The organism is Desulfobacteraceae bacterium, assembly GCA_022340425.1.
Lineage (GTDB): Bacteria > Desulfobacterota > Desulfobacteria > Desulfobacterales > JAABRJ01 > JAABRJ01.
On sequence record JAJDNY010000026.1, the window covers coordinates 1 to 16,836 of the forward strand.

General features: G+C 63.9%; 14 protein-coding genes. 10 read left to right on the forward strand and 4 right to left on the reverse strand.

The genetic code is table 11. From position 1 onward, the window contains the following. Positions 1-171 precede the first annotated feature (171 nt). The 3 genes from LJE63_02580 to LJE63_02590 all read left to right on the forward strand — a co-directional run bounded on the left by LJE63_02580 (position 172) and on the right by LJE63_02590 (position 1,802). On the forward strand, positions 172-633 hold the full coding sequence (locus LJE63_02580; protein MCG6905485.1) for a hypothetical protein: 462 nt from the start codon (positions 172-174) through the stop codon (positions 631-633). 58 nt (positions 634-691) lie between these two features. Further along, positions 692-1,102, forward strand: coding sequence for a hypothetical protein (locus LJE63_02585; protein ID MCG6905486.1), 411 nt, complete (start codon positions 692-694; stop codon positions 1,100-1,102). 112 nt (positions 1,103-1,214) lie between these two features. After that, the gene (locus LJE63_02590; protein MCG6905487.1) at positions 1,215-1,802 is read left to right on the forward strand and encodes a 4'-phosphopantetheinyl transferase superfamily protein; all 588 of its coding nucleotides are present in this window, start codon (positions 1,215-1,217) and stop codon (positions 1,800-1,802) included. A gap of 174 nt (positions 1,803-1,976) precedes the next feature. Here LJE63_02590 and LJE63_02595 read toward each other — a convergent pair whose 3' ends face one another. Further along, on the reverse strand, positions 1,977-2,579 hold the full coding sequence (locus LJE63_02595) for an indolepyruvate oxidoreductase subunit beta (protein ID MCG6905488.1): 603 nt from the start codon (positions 2,577-2,579) through the stop codon (positions 1,977-1,979). Positions 2,580-2,680: 101 nt separating this feature from the next. Further along, a complete protein-coding gene (gene iorA / locus LJE63_02600; GenBank protein MCG6905489.1) occupies positions 2,681-4,537 on the reverse strand; it encodes an indolepyruvate ferredoxin oxidoreductase subunit alpha in 1,857 nt (618 codons plus the stop codon). A gap of 411 nt (positions 4,538-4,948) precedes the next feature. On the opposite strand from iorA, the gene LJE63_02605 reads away from it, so the two are divergent. The 4 genes from LJE63_02605 (at position 4,949) to LJE63_02620 (ending at position 9,734) form a co-directional block, all read left to right on the forward strand. Then, positions 4,949-5,602, forward strand: coding sequence for an XTP/dITP diphosphatase (locus LJE63_02605; GenBank protein ID MCG6905490.1), 654 nt, complete (start codon positions 4,949-4,951; stop codon positions 5,600-5,602). A gap of 221 nt (positions 5,603-5,823) precedes the next feature. Then, positions 5,824-7,467 (forward strand): phosphoenolpyruvate carboxykinase (ATP), encoded by a 1,644-nt coding sequence (locus LJE63_02610; protein ID MCG6905491.1) that lies wholly within the window; start codon positions 5,824-5,826, stop codon positions 7,465-7,467. A 129-nt stretch (positions 7,468-7,596) separates the two neighbouring features. After that, positions 7,597-8,829, forward strand: coding sequence for an AmpG family muropeptide MFS transporter (locus LJE63_02615; protein MCG6905492.1), 1,233 nt, complete (start codon positions 7,597-7,599; stop codon positions 8,827-8,829). Positions 8,830-8,921: 92 nt separating this feature from the next. Next, positions 8,922-9,734 carry a mechanosensitive ion channel gene (locus tag LJE63_02620; GenBank protein ID MCG6905493.1) on the forward strand — a complete coding sequence of 271 codons (813 nt, stop codon included), beginning with the start codon at positions 8,922-8,924 and terminating at the stop codon, positions 9,732-9,734. A 104-nt stretch (positions 9,735-9,838) separates the two neighbouring features. Here LJE63_02620 and LJE63_02625 read toward each other — a convergent pair whose 3' ends face one another. Then, entirely contained in the window at positions 9,839-10,750 is a 912-nt protein-coding gene (locus LJE63_02625) for a DMT family transporter (GenBank protein MCG6905494.1), read from the reverse strand. A gap of 211 nt (positions 10,751-10,961) precedes the next feature. On the opposite strand from LJE63_02625, the gene LJE63_02630 reads away from it, so the two are divergent. The 3 genes from LJE63_02630 (at position 10,962) to LJE63_02640 (ending at position 14,385) form a co-directional block, all read left to right on the forward strand. Continuing rightward, positions 10,962-11,885 (forward strand): hypothetical protein, encoded by a 924-nt coding sequence (locus LJE63_02630; GenBank protein ID MCG6905495.1) that lies wholly within the window; start codon positions 10,962-10,964, stop codon positions 11,883-11,885. Positions 11,886-12,107: 222 nt separating this feature from the next. Further along, positions 12,108-12,839, forward strand: coding sequence for a DNA/RNA nuclease SfsA (gene sfsA, locus LJE63_02635; GenBank protein MCG6905496.1), 732 nt, complete (start codon positions 12,108-12,110; stop codon positions 12,837-12,839). 193 nt (positions 12,840-13,032) lie between these two features. Next, on the forward strand, positions 13,033-14,385 hold the full coding sequence (locus tag LJE63_02640) for a sigma 54-interacting transcriptional regulator (GenBank protein ID MCG6905497.1): 1,353 nt from the start codon (positions 13,033-13,035) through the stop codon (positions 14,383-14,385). Between the two features lie 75 nt (positions 14,386-14,460). Here the strand turns inward: LJE63_02640 and cooS are convergent, their stop codons facing one another. Further along, the gene (gene cooS, locus LJE63_02645) at positions 14,461-16,443 is read right to left on the reverse strand and encodes an anaerobic carbon-monoxide dehydrogenase catalytic subunit (GenBank protein MCG6905498.1); all 1,983 of its coding nucleotides are present in this window, start codon (positions 16,441-16,443) and stop codon (positions 14,461-14,463) included. Between the last annotated feature and the right edge of the window lie 393 nt (positions 16,444-16,836).

Below are 16,836 nucleotides of genomic sequence, written 5' to 3' on the forward strand. Positions count from 1 at the left end.
TATGAGTTCGCCGACCGGAGAGTGACTCGCCGACTCCCTAAATCCGACAGGAGAAGTGTTTGCTGTCTACGCGTAGAATTGTAACCTACTGATTATTCAAAGTTACATTTTTTGTTGACAGGGGGAATATAGAATGTCCCTATATCCGCGTCGGGAAAAAATTTGATACCGATGAAAAAGACCCTGCTATACAGGCTGTTTGGCCTGGGTAAGATCCCCAGGCAACTGCTACCCATGATCGAGTCCGAGGGGATCGTCGTTGCGGATGAGGGGATCGGCGGGTGGTTCATCGCGAAGCATGTCAACGGTCCGGGCAGGCGTTACCGAAAGCGCGCCGAGGGGTTTTCGGGATGTTTGGTGGTCACGAAGAAGCGGATCCTGTGCTACACGTATGGCAAACGGCAAATCAATATTTCCGTTGATGACCCGAGGGTGTCCGAACTCCAGGTCACCCTTCCAAAAGCCGAAACCCTCTCCATCGCCTTCGAGTCCTCCGTCTTTCGGGAAGACTGGCGCGGGGTGATGGAGTTTCGATTCAACACCGAACGGGCGCAGCTTTTCCATGACGTTCTCAAATCCATATGTACCCGAAGCAGCGTATCTGAACCCCTGAAGCGTGCCGGTGATCTTTAGTGCCGGTGGGCCCTTCCCAAAACGCGAGGTTTGCCGGAAAGGGTGGTGTAAATTGAAAATGACGCTGGAGATTTACGCCGGTTCGGGTTCGCTGCGGGCAGTGGTCAGTGGTGAGTTCTCATTGGATGAGGCCAAGAGCATCTTTCTGGAGATTCTGGATGTCGTGGCCCAACAAAGGGCCGAAAAGGTTCTCATCGATGGACGCGAACTCAAGGGAGAGCCCAAAACCATCGAACGCTTTCTTTACGGCAGTTTTGCGGCCCATGCCGTTACGACCCACCCGAAACGCGCCCCCCGTGCCTCGCAGTTTGCTTACCTTCTTCGGGAGCCGGTGCTTGACCCGCGGCGCTTCGGCGAAACCGTCGCGGTGAATCGGGGGATGTGGGTGAAGTCATTTGACAATCCCGACGCCGCGCGAAAATGGCTCGGGTGGGGGGCGGCCGACCCGGCGCCCGAAGGCCAGACGTGAGAGCCCCTGATCCCCAGCCCTGGACCGCCTTTGAGGAAAGGCCTGTCCTTTTTGATTCCAAAGTCTTTCATAGGAGCCACCTGATGGGATGGCAGGATCGCGGAGGCGCGCTGTGGCCGTTCTCTACCCGGTGATACTGCCGGTCACGGCGGCCAACCGCGGCCTCAAGGGGCCGGAGAAGGTGCGGCACCTCAGCGCCCGGGCGCGCCAGGCGCTGGCGCTCTCCGCCGCCCGCAGCGGGGTCGCGCTGCCCCGTCTGCCCAAGGACGAGCGCGGCGCCCCGCTGCCGGTCAACGGGGTCTACTGGTCCATCAGCCACAAATCCGATTACGTGGCCGGGGTGATCGGTCCGGATCCGGTGGGCATCGACCTCGAGAAAATTCGAACCTTTTCGGAGGGGGTGCGCCGCAAGATCGCCGACGAGGCGGAGTGGGCGCTTTCCGGGGAGGTTCCCGAACGGCGTTTTTTTCGCTTCTGGACGGCCAAGGAGGCCGTACTCAAGGCCGCCGGCACCGGCCTGAGCGAACTGTCGCGCTGCCGGGTGCAGTCGGTTCCCGACGGCCGCCGGGTGATGCTGTCCTTCAGGGGCGTCCCGGTGGCGGTGGCGCACTTCTTCTTCGACCAGCACGTGGCCGCCGTGGTGCAAAACGCCCACCGGGTCGCGTGGGCGCTGCTCGGGGGGGAAGACCCCGGCGCCTGAGGGGCCCGGCCCCAAAACCCGCGTCCTGGGTCGGGTGCGCACTGGTGGCTGCCGTCGCGGGCGGTGCCGGGCGGCAAAAACGAAACGGCCGCGGGCAAAGGCCGGCGGCCGTGCGTGAAAGGCTGTTGTGGGGGGCGGCAAAGCGGCGCGCATCAACTCCGGCCGTCGCCGGTCTCACCCCTTGGAGGCGCCCGCTGCGGCTTCAAACCCCAGGTCGAAGGCCTTGAGGTTGGTTTCCAAGAAGGCTTTGCGGGTGCGCGTGCGGATGGCGGTTTTGACGTTTTCGGTGGTCAGGGGCAGGGCGTTTTCATGCAGCAGGGCGCCCAGCAGCACCATGTTGACCGCCATCACGCTGCCCGCCTGCTTGGCGAGCGTCGTGGCGTCGAAGGCCACCAGCTTGCGGACCTTGGCCCGCAGCAGCTTCTGGATCTGCCCCAGCCCCGGGTAGGTGCCCCGGCCGATGGTGACCGTAAACGGCGTCAACGGGCTGAGATTGGTGATGGCCAGGCTGTCGGCGTTGCACTTTTGCAGGGCCCGCAGGGTTTCGGCGGGTTCAAAGCCCAGCAGGATGTCGGCCTCGCCGTCGGAAATGATCGGGCTGCAGGCGTCGCCGAAAACCATGGCCGACTCCACCACGCCGCCCCGCTGGGCCATGCCGTGAATTTCGCTCATGCGCACCGGCACCCCCGAGAGCAGCGCCGCCTCGCCCAGCACCCGCGAAGCCAGCAGGTTGCCTTGCCCGCCAACCGCCACAATGATTAACCGTTTCGCTTCCATCTGGACCATCCTGTCGTCTTTCTGCGGGAGCACCTTTCCCCGTCTGCGGTTCGTAGGATCACTGGTTCGGAAATTCGCCGCCCACCCGGCGCCGCGGCCCCTCAGCCTTGGGCTTTGATGGGGCGGATGGCATTTTCCGGACAGATCTGGGCGCAGACCGAGCAGCCGGCGCACAGGTCGGGGTCGATTTTGACCCGGCCGTCCTGGAGGTAAAAGGCGAAGCAGGCCAGGTCGTCGATGCAGTCGCGGTGATTCTTGCACGCCTCCGAGACGTAGAAGGCCCGGCCGCGGGCCTTGTTGAGGCTTTTGGCGTAAAGCGTGCACAGCTCCTGGCTGATAACCACCGAAACCCCTTCGAATTCCAGGGCTTCACGGATCGCCGCAATGCTCTTTTTGGTGTTGTAGGGCCGGATGGTGGTGACGTACTGGACGCCCAGGGCTTTGACCACCGCCTCGATGGACACCCGCCCGTGGCCTTCGATCCCCAACTCGTGCATGTCCACCCCGGGATGGGGCTGGTGGCCGGTCATCGCCGTGGTGCCGTTGTCCAGGATCACCAGGGTGAAATTGTGGTTGTTGAAGACGGCGTTGACCAGGCCGGCGATGCCGGAGTGGAAAAAGGTCGAGTCCCCGATGAAGGCCAGCACCTTCTGGTCCGTCACCTGGGCGAAGCCGCCGGCGGTGCCCACCGAAGAGCCCATGCAGATCAGAAAGTCGCCCATCAAGAGGGGCGGCAGGAACCCCAGGGTGTAGCAGCCGATATCGGTGGGGTGGATGGTGTCCAGCCCCTCGGTGGCCTTTTTGACGGCGTAGAAGGTCGCCCGGTGGGAGCAGCCGGCGCACAAGGTCGGCGGCCGCTGGGGAATCTCGGGCAGGTCGCTCAGGTCGGGGATCGCCGGGGGGCTGTAGGGCACCTCGAAATAGGCGGCGACCACCTTCTTGACCATGGCGGGGTCGAATTCGTAGAGGCGCGAAAAAAGCCCCGGCCCCTTGCCCCGAATCGGCAGCATCAGGCCGGCTTCCTGGGCGTAGGCCTTGAACGTTTCCTCCATGAAGGGTTCGCCCTCCTCGACCACCAGGACGCGGCTGCACGCCTTGAGAAACCCCGTGACCAGCCCGGCGGGCAGGGGGTGGGAGAAGCCGATCCGCAGGACCCGGACGCGGTCCCGGACGCCCAGGTCCTGGAGGGCGTCGCAGACGTAGCTGTGGCTGACGCCGTTGCAGACGATCCCCCAGTCGCCGCCCCCGGAGGTGAAATTGAAGGGGCTTTGGGCGGCCAGCTTCTCGGCGGCCTCCAGGCGCTCCAGCAGGCGCGCGTGCAGCTTGCGGGCCACTACCGGCACCGGCACATAGTTGAGTGGGTCCTTGACGAAGCCTCCCTTGGGGCGGCGGGCCTTGAGGGGGCCAGTGGTCACCACCGCGGTGGAGTGGTTGATGCGCGTGGTGGTCCGGAAAAGAACCGGCTGCTGGAGTTCTTCGGAGAGCTCGAAGGCGTAGGCAGTCATCTCCTTGGCCTCGGCCACCGACGACGGCTCCAGCATCGGCAGTCCCGCCAGGCGGCCGTAATAGCGGTTGTCCTGCTCGTTTTGGCTGGAGAACATGAAGGGGTCGTCGGCCGTGACGATCACCATGCCGGCCTTGACGCCCACATAGGCCAGGGTCATCAGGGGGTCCGCGGCGACGTTGAGCCCGACGTGCTTCATGATGCACATGCTGCGTACGCCGGCATTGGCCGCCGCCGCCGCCACCTCCATGGCGACCTTCTCGTTGGTGCTGTACTCGAAGTAAAGATCGGTTTCACGGGCGATCTGAAAGAAATTGGCGGATATTTCCGACGACGGGGTGCCCGGGTAGGTGCTGGCGAAGGCGACGCCGGCCTCCAGCGCCCCGCGGGCGATGGCCTCGTTGCCCAGCAGTAGCATTTCCAGGCCGGCCTGATCGGTCAAAAGTTTGTGCATCGCAGGGTTCCTCGTGAATTGGGCGCTCTGGGTTGCTGGCGGCCGGCCGCGGCCCGCAAAGCCGGGGCCGGTGTTCCGGCCCGCCGCCGTCGGCGCTTCGCCGGGTCCCGCCCGGGTGGATTTTCGCGGCCGGCTGGAGACCGCGGCGGCGCATGCGCCGGAAAAAATCGCCGGCCTTAATTCAAAAGGCCGGCGGGGCGCAGGGCGGCTGCGGCCCTGCCTCGGCCACCCCTATATAACAGGCCTCTCAAGGCTGTAAAGGGTTTTCTTGCCGCTGCATCCTGTTGAAAAGACTTTACAAAAAAGGCCCCATGATTTATAACGATAGCCAATTCGGCTGGGTTTCGGACGGCCTTCCAAAGGGCCGTATCCAACAGAAAATACTACAATTAATATAAAGGCAAGCAAAACGTGCCCCCTCCGATCACGCTGGTTATTGCTACCCGCAACAAGGGAAAATGCGCCGAAATTCGCGAACTCCTGGAAGGCTACCCCGTCACCATAAAAGACCTCACCGACTTCGGGCCGATTCCCGCGGTAGTCGAAGACGGTCTGAGCTTCGATGAGAATGCCTACAAGAAGGCCAGCTTCACCGCCCGGGTGCTGGGGCTGCCGGCCCTGGCCGACGACTCGGGCTTGGTGGTGGCCGCGCTGGGAGGCGCCCCCGGGGTGGTCTCGGCGCGCTATGCCGGCCCCGGGGCCTCGGACGCGGAGCGCTGCCGGCGGGTGCTGGCCGAAATGTTCGGAAAGACGGATCGCCGCGCCGCCTTCGAGTGCGTGATTTCTGTGGCGGTGCCGACGGGGGCGGCGTTGACCTACGAAGGGCGCTGTGAAGGCCTGATCACCGAAGAGCCGGTGGGCGAAAACGGATTCGGCTACGACCCGATTTTCTACTACCCCCCGCTGAAAAAGACCTTCGCCCAGCTGAGCCGCGAGGAGAAAAGCCGCGTCAGTCACCGCGGCAAGGCCCTGGGCGAACTCCGCAGCGAGTTCGGCAAGGTGCTGATCTGGATCCGGCAGCAATTTCAGGTGGATGAGAAATTCATCTGCAGCAGGGATGATTGAGATGCGCTGCCGGGCTGCAAGGGGGCGCCGGTCCAATTGCACGGCGGCAGCAGCCCTGCACACCGGCCGCGGCGTCTCCCCGGCGGTGGGTCTGCGCCACCGGCCGGCGGCCCCCCACGGACCTCCCCGCCGGCACCCTCGGGCGCGATTTCCCAATGGCCCGCATCCGGCTTCTCTTGTGGACCGATATGATAACAGCTCTCCAATCCGAAGGTGACATCATGGAACTTAAAGAAGCGTTGGACCAGGTTGTGGTGGGGCACGCGCGGGTGGCGCGCAATCTCGATCGTGAGGCCGCCATCCAGGCGGCGGTCGACTGCCGGGAGGCCCTGGTGGCCGCCAGCGGTTGCCTGGCCACCTGGACGCCGGTGGAGTCCACCGGGCGCGCGCCCCAGGACACGGTGATCGTGCGGCGCCCCGAATCCGAGGCCAACATCGATTGGGATTCGCCCAACAACCTGCCCCTGGACCCCGAAACCTTCGGTATGCTCTGGCAGGACGCCCTGGAGGTCCTTGGCCGCAAGGAGCGGATTTTCGTGACCGACCGGGTGGTGGGCGCCGCCGCCAACTATGCGCTTCCCGTCCAGACGGTTTCCGATCACGCCCTGACGAGCCTCTTCACCCTCAACATGTTTCGGCCGGCACCGCCCGACCTGCAGGCCAGCTGTTTTGCCCAGCGGGGTTTCACCCTGCTGGTGCTGCCCTACGACAAGATCGACACGCGCCGCTACCACGGGCGCCTGCGCCGGCTGCCGGACGGCAAGACCTCGAATCTGGTCATCGCCATGGATTTTGATCGGCGCCTGGGCCTGGTTTACGGCTCGGCCTACGGCGGCAGCGTCAAAAAACTGATCTTCACCGTGATGAACTACTATCTGCCCTTCGAGGACATTCTGCCGATCCATTGCAGCGCCAACGAAAACGAGCGCGGCGAACTGGCGCTTTTCCTGGGGCTGTCCGGCACCGGCAAGACCACCCTCTCGGCCGACGCCAGCCGCGCCCTGCTGGGCGACGATGAGCACGGCTGGAGTGAAAACGGCATCGCCAACTTCGAAAACGGCTGTTATGCCAAGCTGATCGATCTCAACCCCGAAAAGGAGCCCGAGATCTACCGGGCCGTGTTTCACCAGGACGACTACCGCCGGCACGGGGCGATCGTCGAAAATGCGATGATGTACCCCGACGGCAGCTTCGACCTTTGCGACGACCGCCTGACGCCCAACAGTCGCGCCTCATATCCCCTGACGTTTCTCGCCAACATCAAGGCCGACTCCACCGGCGCGCACCCGCGCACCATCCTCTTTCTGACCGCCGATGCCAACGGCGTGCTGCCGCCGATTTCGCGGCTCAACCGCGAACAGGCGATGCTCTGGTTTCTGATGGGCTACACCAGCAAGCTGGCCGGCACCGAAACCGGCGTCGTCGACCCGGTGTCGACCTTCTCGCGCTTTTTCGGTCAGCCCTTCATGCCCTGTCTGCCGCGCATGTATGCCGAGCTGCTGGGTCGCAAGCTGGACACCCACAAAACCCAGGTCTACCTGGTCAACACCGGCTGGAGCGGGGGGCCGTACGGGGTCGGAAAACGGATGGACATCACGTTGACCCGGGCGATGGTCAACGCCTGCCTGGACGGCAAGCTGAGCAACGTGGCGTTCAAGCCCGAGGGACTCTTCCACCTGGACATTCCGGTGACCTGCCCGGGCGTGCCCGACGAGATCCTGGTTCCCGAGAACACCTGGACCGATAAAGGCGCCTATGGGGAGCGGGCCCGCAAACTGGCCCGGGAGTTCAGCGAGCGCTTCGACAAGGCCTACGGGGACAAAAATATCGACGCCGCCGTGCGGGCCCAGTGCCCGGGAAAATAGCCCCCTGCGCGCCGAAGGCCGTCCCGGCCTCCGGGCCCGTCAGCCGGGGTCTCCGGCAGCGGCTTTGACCGCCATCGGGCACCCCGCCGGCGGGGGGGCCCTGCGCCCGGGCCGCCGCGGAGGCCTCACGTGAGCGCCGACAGCTTTAAAAGCACCCTCAGGGTTTTTTTCAGCGGCCGCATGGTGGTGGCGTTCATGATGGGGCTGGCCTCTGGCCTGCCGCTATTGCTGACCATTTCGGTGCTGCAGGCCTGGATGAAGGAGGAGGGGGTCGATCTGGCCGTCATCGGATTGATGGCCCTGGTGGGCCTGCCCTACACCCTCAAGTTCCTGTGGGCGCCGGTCTTGGACCGCTTCAGCCTGCCGCGACTGGGGCGGCGGCGGGGCTGGCTGCTGGTTTTCCAAGCGGCGCTGATCGTCGCCATCGCCGGCCTCGGGCTGACGGACCCCCGCCAAAACCCGGCCGGGGTGGCCCTGGTGGCCTTTCTGGTGACCTTTTTCAGCGCCTCCCAGGACATCGTCATCGACGCCTACCGGCGGGAGGACCTGCCCGACCGGGAGTTGGGGCTGGGGTCCTCGCTTTACATCAACGGCTACCGGTTGGGGATGCTGCTGGCCTCCGGCGGCGGGTTGATCCTGGCCGAGTTTATCCCCTTCTCGCTGGTCTATGCCATCATGGCGGCCTGCCTCCTGCCGGGGGTGCTCACCACCGTGCTGGCGCCGGAGCCCCAGGCGGCGGCCGGTACGCCCCGGAGTCTGCGGGAAGCGGTGGTGGCCCCCTTGGTGGAGTATTTCAGGCGGCCGGAGGCCGTCTGGATCCTGGCGTTTATCCTGCTCTACAAAATCGGGGACACCATGGCCAGCGCCATGTCCGTCCCTTTTTACCTGGAGATCGGGTTTGCCAAGGCCGAGATCGGGGCCGTGGTCAAACTCTTCGGTTTTTGGGCCACCGTCGCCGGCTCCCTGGTCGGCGGGGTGCTCATGCTGCGCCTGGGCATTCACCGCAGCCTGTGGCTCTTCGGGGTTCTGCAGGCGCTCTCCACGGCCTGTTTCGCCCTGCTGGCGCGGATCGGCTACAGCCTGCCGGCCCTCTCGGGGGTCATCGCCTTTGAAAACCTCAGCGGCGGCATGGGCACCGCCGCTTACGCGGCCTTTATGGCCAGCATCACCAACAAACGCTTCACCGCCACCCAGTATGCCCTGTTGACCAGCCTGATGGGCATTCCGCGGGTCTTGGCCGCAGCCCCCACCGGGTTTCTGGCGCAGCGGATCGGCTGGGAGCTGTTTTTCATTTTCTGTACCCTGGCGGCGCTGCCGGGGCTGCTGTTGTTGCGGCGGTTTGCCGCCTGGGAAAACCCCTGAAGGTCTTTACCGGCGGCCGGAGGGGGCTTCGGCAACCATCGTGATTTGCTGTCAACGTATGGAAAAGGAGAGAGTAGATTATGGAAAATTTGATGGACAAAGCATATGCACTGCTGACGTTTTACGGCCTCAAGGTGATCGCCGCGATCGTCATTCTGATTATCGGGCGCTGGGCGGCCAAAGCCATCGAAAAACTGGTCGTGCGGGTGATGAGCGGGCGCAAGGTGGACCCCACCATCACCAACTTTACCGGCAACCTGACCTACATCGCGCTGCTCGCCTTTGTGGTGTTGGCGGCCCTCGGGCAGTTGGGGATTCAAACCACCTCCTTCATCGCGATCCTCGGCGCTGCCGGTCTGGCCATCGGTCTTGCCCTGCAGGGGTCGCTTGCCAATTTCGCGGCCGGTTTTCTGCTGATCATTTTTCACCCCTTCAAAGTCGGGGACGTCATCGAGGGCGCGGGCGTCGTCGGGGTCGTCGAGAAGATCCAGATCTTCACCACCCAGCTGTTGACCCCCGACAATAGAACCATCATCATCCCCAACGCCAAGCTGACCGCCGACAACATCGTCAACTGGTCGGTCAAGGGCACCCGCCGGGTGGACCTGGAGGTGGGTATCGGTTACGGCGACGACATCGACAAAGCGCGCGATATCCTGACCGCGATCGTGGACGAGGACAATCGGATTCTGAAGGACCCGGCGCCCACCATCGCGGTTTCGGCGCTGGGCGATTCCAGCGTCAACTTCGTGGTGCGCCCCTGGGTTATGGCTGCCGATTACTGGGGGGTGTATTTCGACCTCACCGAAAAGATCAAGAAGCGCTTTGACGCCGAGGGGATCTCGATTCCCTTTCCCCAGCGCGATGTCCACATCTACCAGCACGGCGAGGCGCCGGCCGTCTAAGCGGCGGCATGTTGCAAATGAGCCCCGGGAGCCGTGCCTGGCTTGCAGGCGAAAATCTCCTGCGCAGATTGGCGGCCCACCGGGCGGGTTTCGGGCGCCGGCCCCTATCCGGCGGCGGCGGCCAGTCGGCGGGTTCCCGGGCGATCGCGGCTGATCACGATCCCGATGAAGACCAGGGCCGAGGCGGCGATCTGGGGCGGGGTGAAGGTTTCCCCCAGCACTAGCCAGCCGAGAAAGATCGAGAAGACCGGGATCAGGTTGACGAAGGCCGACGCCTGGCTGGCGGGAATCCGGCTGGCGCCGAAGTTGTAGAGCCCGTAGGCCCCCAGGGTGATGAAAACCCCGAGGTAGACCACGGCGAAGGCCGACAGGGGCTCGAAGCTGGTGGGCAGCCGGGTGCCCGGCAGAAAGAGCAGCGGCAGGTAGAACAAGCCGCCCACCGCCGCCTGCATGCCGGTGATGAAGAGCGCCGAAAGCCGCTCCGCCAGATACTTCATGGTCACCATGTAGCCGGTGGCGCAGACCATGGCGAGAAATTCGAAAAAATTCCCCAGGGCCGGGTTGGGCGCCTCGGCCGTGGCGTCGCCCTCGAGGCTCAACCAGCAGGCGCCTGCAATCGCCACGAGGAACCCGACAATCGTACGCCGGCTGATCCTCTCCTTCAGAAAAAGGCCCGCGGCGACGGCCACCAGCAGGGGCAAAATGGCCGTGATCAGCCCGGCCTGGGAGGCCGTTGTGTTCTGCAGCGCTTTGGCCTCGAAAATGAAGTAGAGGCACGGTTCGCAGAGGCACATGAAGACGATGAACTTCAAATCGCCCCGGCGCAGCTGGATGTGGCCCATGCGCCGCACCAGAAACCCGAAGCAGAGGGTGGCGATGGCCATGCGGCCGAAGATGACCACCATCGGGTCATAGTGCCGGAAGGCGATTTTAAGGGCGATAAACGAACTGGACCACAGCAGCACGGCCAGCACGATGGCCGCCACCGGCGCCCAGGCGCGTGATGAAGAAAGCACGGACGTCTCCCCGCAAGCATTTGGGTGGGTCTGAAGGGCTTTATTGGTCTTGGGGTTTGTGAGCGGACTCTTGACCGCCATGAAGATGCCGGGAAGAGACCGGGCTTTGCCCAGCCGGCTTCCGGCGGCGGGAGTTGGCCCCAAAAGGGCCGCCACGGCCCTGAGCTTCCCGCATGCAGCAGCCTGATAACACTTTTGCCGGCGGTTGAGAATGAAAATCAGACAAAAAAACGGCCACCGCCGGAAGTCTCGCCCCTGGTTGGCGCTGCTGGCGGCCGGCCTGCTTTGCTTGGCATCGGCCGGCTGCGGGGGGCGCCACTGGATCGCGGCCGAGAACGCCGGCTGCCAGCTATTCGACAGCCACCCGGAGGCCGGCCAGCGCCTGCAGTGGGACGGCGCCTGCCAAGATGGCCGCGCCGAGGGCTGGGGTCTCCTGCGGGTCTTTCAGGACGGCGCCCTGCGGTACCGCATCGAGGGCAACATGGATCAGGGACGTCTGGACGGCGGGGTGCGTTTCGGCATCTACCGTGAAGGTCGGCTGGTCAGCGAATACGAAGAAAAATGGCTCCAGGGCCAGCGCCGCGAGCGGGTTCGCAACCTCACCCTGGAGAGCCGGCTGGCCGGGATCGACGATGCCCGCGGCTACCTGCTGGCGCTGAAGCGGTTTCAGCAGTCCCATCCCGATGCCTGGCTGGATGCCCTGCACCACGCGCTCAGCGCCCGCACCGTTTTTGCGGCCCGGGAGATCGCGGTCAGCGAAGGCCCTCCGGACGTCGCGGCGCCCCGCCGGGGCAAGGTCCTGCAGCACGAGCTGCTCTTTAAAATTTTCGACGGCAGTAGCACCCCCGCCTTCCGTTACTACACCCTCTATCGCCATCGCCCGTCGGCCCTCAGGGACCTGGCATCGGGCAATTATGAACCCGGCGGGCGGCAGTTTTCAATCTCACAACCCGCCGACGCCCTCCTGACCGAGAACCCGCCGGATGCCCTGCCGGAGCGCTATGCGCCGCTGCAGGCGGTTTCAGACGCGCCGCTGACCTTCCTTGGCGAAACACCCCCCGGCCACTGGCACCCACTGCGCCGGCAGGTTGCAGCGCCGCCTCCCCGGAGCAGCGACCCCGCTGCCGAGCCCTGACGGCCTCCCGGTCCGGGTCGACCTTCAACCCGGGCGCAATCGCCGGATTGGCTCAGCACCTGCCCGACCTTGGGCCGTCATGGACCGCACGGCCCCCATTTGGGCTTGACGATAAGGGTTGTGGTCTATTAAAATTATTAAAATAATTGACCATATTCCGAAGCCGCCGGCGGCCGGCACCCCCCGGGGCCGCAACCCGTGGCGTGGGGCAGGGGGGGCGTGATGGGCTATGTGGCGGCGGCAGACGGTTTGGGCGGGCTTCGCTGGCCCCGACTGACCCCCGGAAGGCTCCTCAGAAGATACAAACGTTTTTTGGCGGATGTGGCGCTGGAAAATGGCACGACGGTCACCGCCCACTGCCCCAACTCGGGCGCCATGACCGGCTGCTGTGAGCCGGGGCGGCGGGTTTACCTCTCGTGGCACGCCGATCCCCGGCGCAAACTCGCCTATACCTGGGAGATGATCGCCATGCCCGGCTCCCTGGTGGGGGTCAACACCCTGGTCCCCAACCGCCTGGTGGCCCGGGCGCTGGCCGACGGGGAGGTGCCGGCTCTCCAGGGGTATGCCGAGCTCAAGCGGGAGGTCCGGGTCGGTGAGCACTCACGCATCGACCTGCGGCTCTCCGGCGCCGGCCACGCCCCGTGTTTTGTGGAGATCAAAAACTGCACCCTGGTCTCAGACGGCCAGGCGCTCTTTCCGGATGCGGTCACCGCCCGCGGCCGCAGGCACCTGGTTGAGCTGCAGCAGTTGGCTGGCCAGGGGTGTCGGTGCCTGATGTTTTTTGTGATCCAACGGATGGACGCCGGGGTGTTCCGGCCGGCGGACCGGATCGACCCGGCCTACGGGGAGAGTCTGCGCCGGGCCGTGCAAAGCGGCGTTGAAATACTGGCCTGGGACGTCAAAATCGACCTGGGCGCCATCCGCCTCAACCGCGAGATCCCATGCCGGTTGTGAGGGCCCCGGCAAAAAATAATTGCACATCTTGCTTGTCTTTTGGCCCGTCCTGGGCGTTACATCCGCCGGCACATATCTCGATATGCGCCGACGGATGTGCCTTGATGACGAACCAAAATCCGTCGCCATATTGTGGAATTATTTCTTACCGCGACCCTGAACGCCGGCGCCCCAGGAAAGGACGGACAGCGATTTGGCTCTGCAACCCCTGAACGTCACACCGGAAAATCTCGCCCGCATTCTGGACAACCTTAAAGAGGGCATCATCGCCCACGATCTGGAGCGGCGGATTCTTTTTTTCAACCGGGAAGCCGAGCGCATCACGGGCTATCGCCGGACGGAGGTTCTGGGAAAGGACTGCCACGACGCCTTCGGTGCGCCCTTTTGCGGCGAGCACTGCCGCTTTTGCGGTCCGCCGCCAAAGCCTCACCCGGATCAAAACGGCTATCTGCTCACCATCACGTCCAAAAGCGGGGAGCGCCACCGCATCGAGATGACCCAGACGATGATGACCGAAGCCGGGGGGCGGGCCTTCGGGGTCCTGGCCGCCTTCCGGGACCTCTCCGACCTGGCATGCCTCGGGGTCCAGGCCGAAAAACTGACCTCCTTTGCCAACATCATCGGCCGCAGCAACAAGATGCTGCGGATCTACCAGCAAATCCGCAACGTGGCCGACTACGACTACCCGGTCAACATTTCGGGCGAGACGGGCACCGGCAAGGAACTCGTGGCGTCGGCGATTCACAGCGAAAGCTGCCGCGGCGGCGCCCCGTTTGTGCCCATCAACTGCGGGGCGCTGCCGGAGAGCTTGATTGAAAGCGAGCTTTTCGGCCACGTCAAGGGGGCTTTTTCAGGCGCCATCCGCGATAAGAAGGGACGCTTCGAGCTGGCCGACGGCGGCAGCGTTTTTCTGGATGAGGTGGCCGAGCTCTCCAAGCACATGCAGGTGCGCCTGCTGCGCTTTCTGCAGGCGGGAACCTTCGAAAAGGTGGGCGGTGAGAAAACCTCGCACGTCAATGTGCGCATCATCTGCGCCACCAACAAGAACCTCAAACAGGAGGTCAAACGGGGCCGCTTCCGCGACGACCTCTTCTATCGCCTCAACGTGATTCCCATTCATCTGCCGCCCCTGCGGGAGCGTCAAAACGACATTCCGCTTTTGGTGGAGCACTTTCTGCAACAGGCTGCCGAGCGCTACGGCCGCGAGTCGCTCAAGGTCTCAAACGAGGCCCTGGCGCTGATGGCGGCCTACCGCTGGCCCGGCAATGTGCGCGAGCTCCAGAACGCCATCCAGTTTGCATTCGTCCGTTGCACCGGCCCGGTGATCCGACCCTACGACCTGCCGCTGGAGATCCGCGAGTTTCAGTCGACCGCTCTCAGCCGTGGGCCGGGGCGCAAGCTGGACACCACCGCGGTGGCGGCGATGCTCAAAAAAACCGGTGGCAACAAGGCCCGGGCGGCCAAACTTCTGGGGGTGGGGCGAGCCACCCTCTACCGGTTTTTGACGGCGCACCCCGAGGCGGCGGCCGGCGAGCCCGGAGACTGACCTCCGGCGGGGAAACGGCCAAAAAAAAAGCCCCCCGGGCGGGGAGCTTTTTTTGTACAGCGGTGGTGCGTCGGATCAGGCGACTTCCAGCTTCTGGCGGTCGGCCATATCCATCAGGACGCGCTCGCGAGCCTTGTCGATGCCCAGCGCCTTGCGTTTCTTGTCGATGTGGGCAATCATCTTCTGGGCCATCTTGATCGGATCGGCCTCGAAGTCCCACTTGCCCAGTCCCTGTTGAGACTCCAGACCCTCAAAGAGCAGTTTCTGGAATTTGGTGTCCTGGACGATGGGGAAGGTCACCCCGAAGATGGTGTAGACCCCGGAAGCGACGAAGTAGTGGCCGATGCTGATGGCCTTTTCACTCATCCACTCCGGCGCCGCACCGGCCACGGGCAGGTCGGCGATGCTGTTGCCCAGCCCGCCGGTCTTGACCATTTCGGCGCAGGCGATCAGGATGCGGCTGTTGTCCACGCAGGAGCCCAGCCCCAGGACCGGCGGCATACCGACGGTTTCACAGACTTCCGCCAGCCCCGGCCCGGCCAGGTGTGCGGCCTCGGGGGTCAGCAGGCCGGCCTTGGCCAGGGAGATCTGGGAGCAGCCCGTCTGGACCACCAGGACGTCGTTCTTGATCAGTTCCTTGACCATCTCCACATGCACGTAGTCGTGCTTGACGCGCGGGTTGGTGCAGCCGACCACGCCGGCCACGCCGCGGATGCGACCGTTGATGATGTTGTCGTTGAGCGGGGTGTAGGACGCACGGAAGCTGCCGCCCAGCATGTAGTTGACGTACTCGTGGGAGAAGCCGTGGATCCCGGTGTTGGTGATCTTGGGGATCTCGATGGGCAGCGTGCGGTTCTTGAAGCGGCCGATGGCCTGGATCACCAGCTCGTCGGTGCAGGCGCGCGGGTCGTGCTCGTGGAACTCGAGATGGGTGGCGCCCTCGATGTGGCAGCGCGGGTTGGTGGTGATCAGCGGGGTGTTGTAGCACTTGGCCACCGACGCCAGGCCCTGCTTGATGCACTGAACGTCCACGCACATGGCGTCGACCGCGCCGGTCACCAGGACTGCCTCGGTGGACATGAAGTTGCCGGCATGCGGCACGCCGTGGCGCGAGAGCATCTCAGCCCCCGAGCAGCACATTCCCACCAGGTTGAGGCCCTTGGCGCCGGCCTTTTTGGCGGCTTCCACCAGGGAGGGTTCGTTCACCGAGGCCAGGACCGACTCGAACAGGTTGGGCTCGTGGCCGTGGACGATGATGTTGACCTGGTCCTCCTTGAGGACGCCCATGTTGACGTCGGCCGCCACTGGCGAGGGAGTGCCGAAGAGGATGTCGGAGATCTCGGTGGCCACCATGGAGCCGCCCCAGCCGTCGCCAAGGGCCGTGCGGCTGCACTGCTTGGTGATGTTTTCATAGTGCTGGTCGACACCCATGTGGGTGCGGTGCATGATTTCCATGATCTCGCGCATGGCGCCGCGCGGCACGATCCCAAGTTTGCGCCAGGTGTCCAGGGTGCCTTGGGGGACGCGCTTGGCGAAGGGGATTTCGCCCTCCACCTGGGTGTAGGTGCGCTCCAGTTCCTCGTAAAGGTCCTTGGCGATTTCCTTGATGTCGCGGCCCTCGGTTTCGATACCGATGGATTGCGCCACCTCTTCGAGTTTGTTGGTGTCCTTGATCTTGTAATCCTCGATGTTGCCGTTGACCACCTCGCGGAAAACATCCAGCATGGACATGCCGTGGTCCGTATGGGCGGCCGCGCCCGAGGCCACCATGCGGGCGAAGTTACGGGCCATGATGGTGTCGATGGTCGCCCCGCAGACGCCGACCTTGCCGTAAGGGTCTTTGGCGTTGAGGCGGCAGGGGCCCATGGAGCAGTGCTTGCAGCAGGCGGAGTCCGCCCCGATGGGGCAGGCCTTCATGCTGGCGGCGCGGTCGAAAGCTGTCTCGACCCCGTCCCGGCGGGCCTTTTCGAGCATCTGGTAGGTGGCGTCACAGATCGTGACTTCCCGGAGGTCAAGCTCCTTTTTAACCTCTTTGGTGATGACTTTTTTCTCTACCATCTGATGTTACCTCCCTTCGTGGAAAGCATTAGTTTTTTGCCGAGTTTTATTTAGCCACCCGGCGTTTGGATACAAACGGTTCTTTCCGGGAAAATCGGTGCCCGGTTTTGAACCGATTAAAAAACCTGAAAAGACGCCCCTGATGTGGTTGTGGCAATTCCGGATCGATAACTATTTTAATCAGGAACAATTCCTGATAAGGTTTAAAAAATTTCGAACCTTTTGTCAAGAACCCAGTTCATAAAATTCTCAAAAATTTTTAGGGCGCCCAAGTCAGCGGTATGTCTGCGACGGTACCTGCGGCAAAGGCGGGCGGCGCCCCCCAAAAAACCGGAGGAACGGTTTGTGAAGCGTGCACTTTTTCTGATCATAGCCCTATTGCCGGTTGCGGCC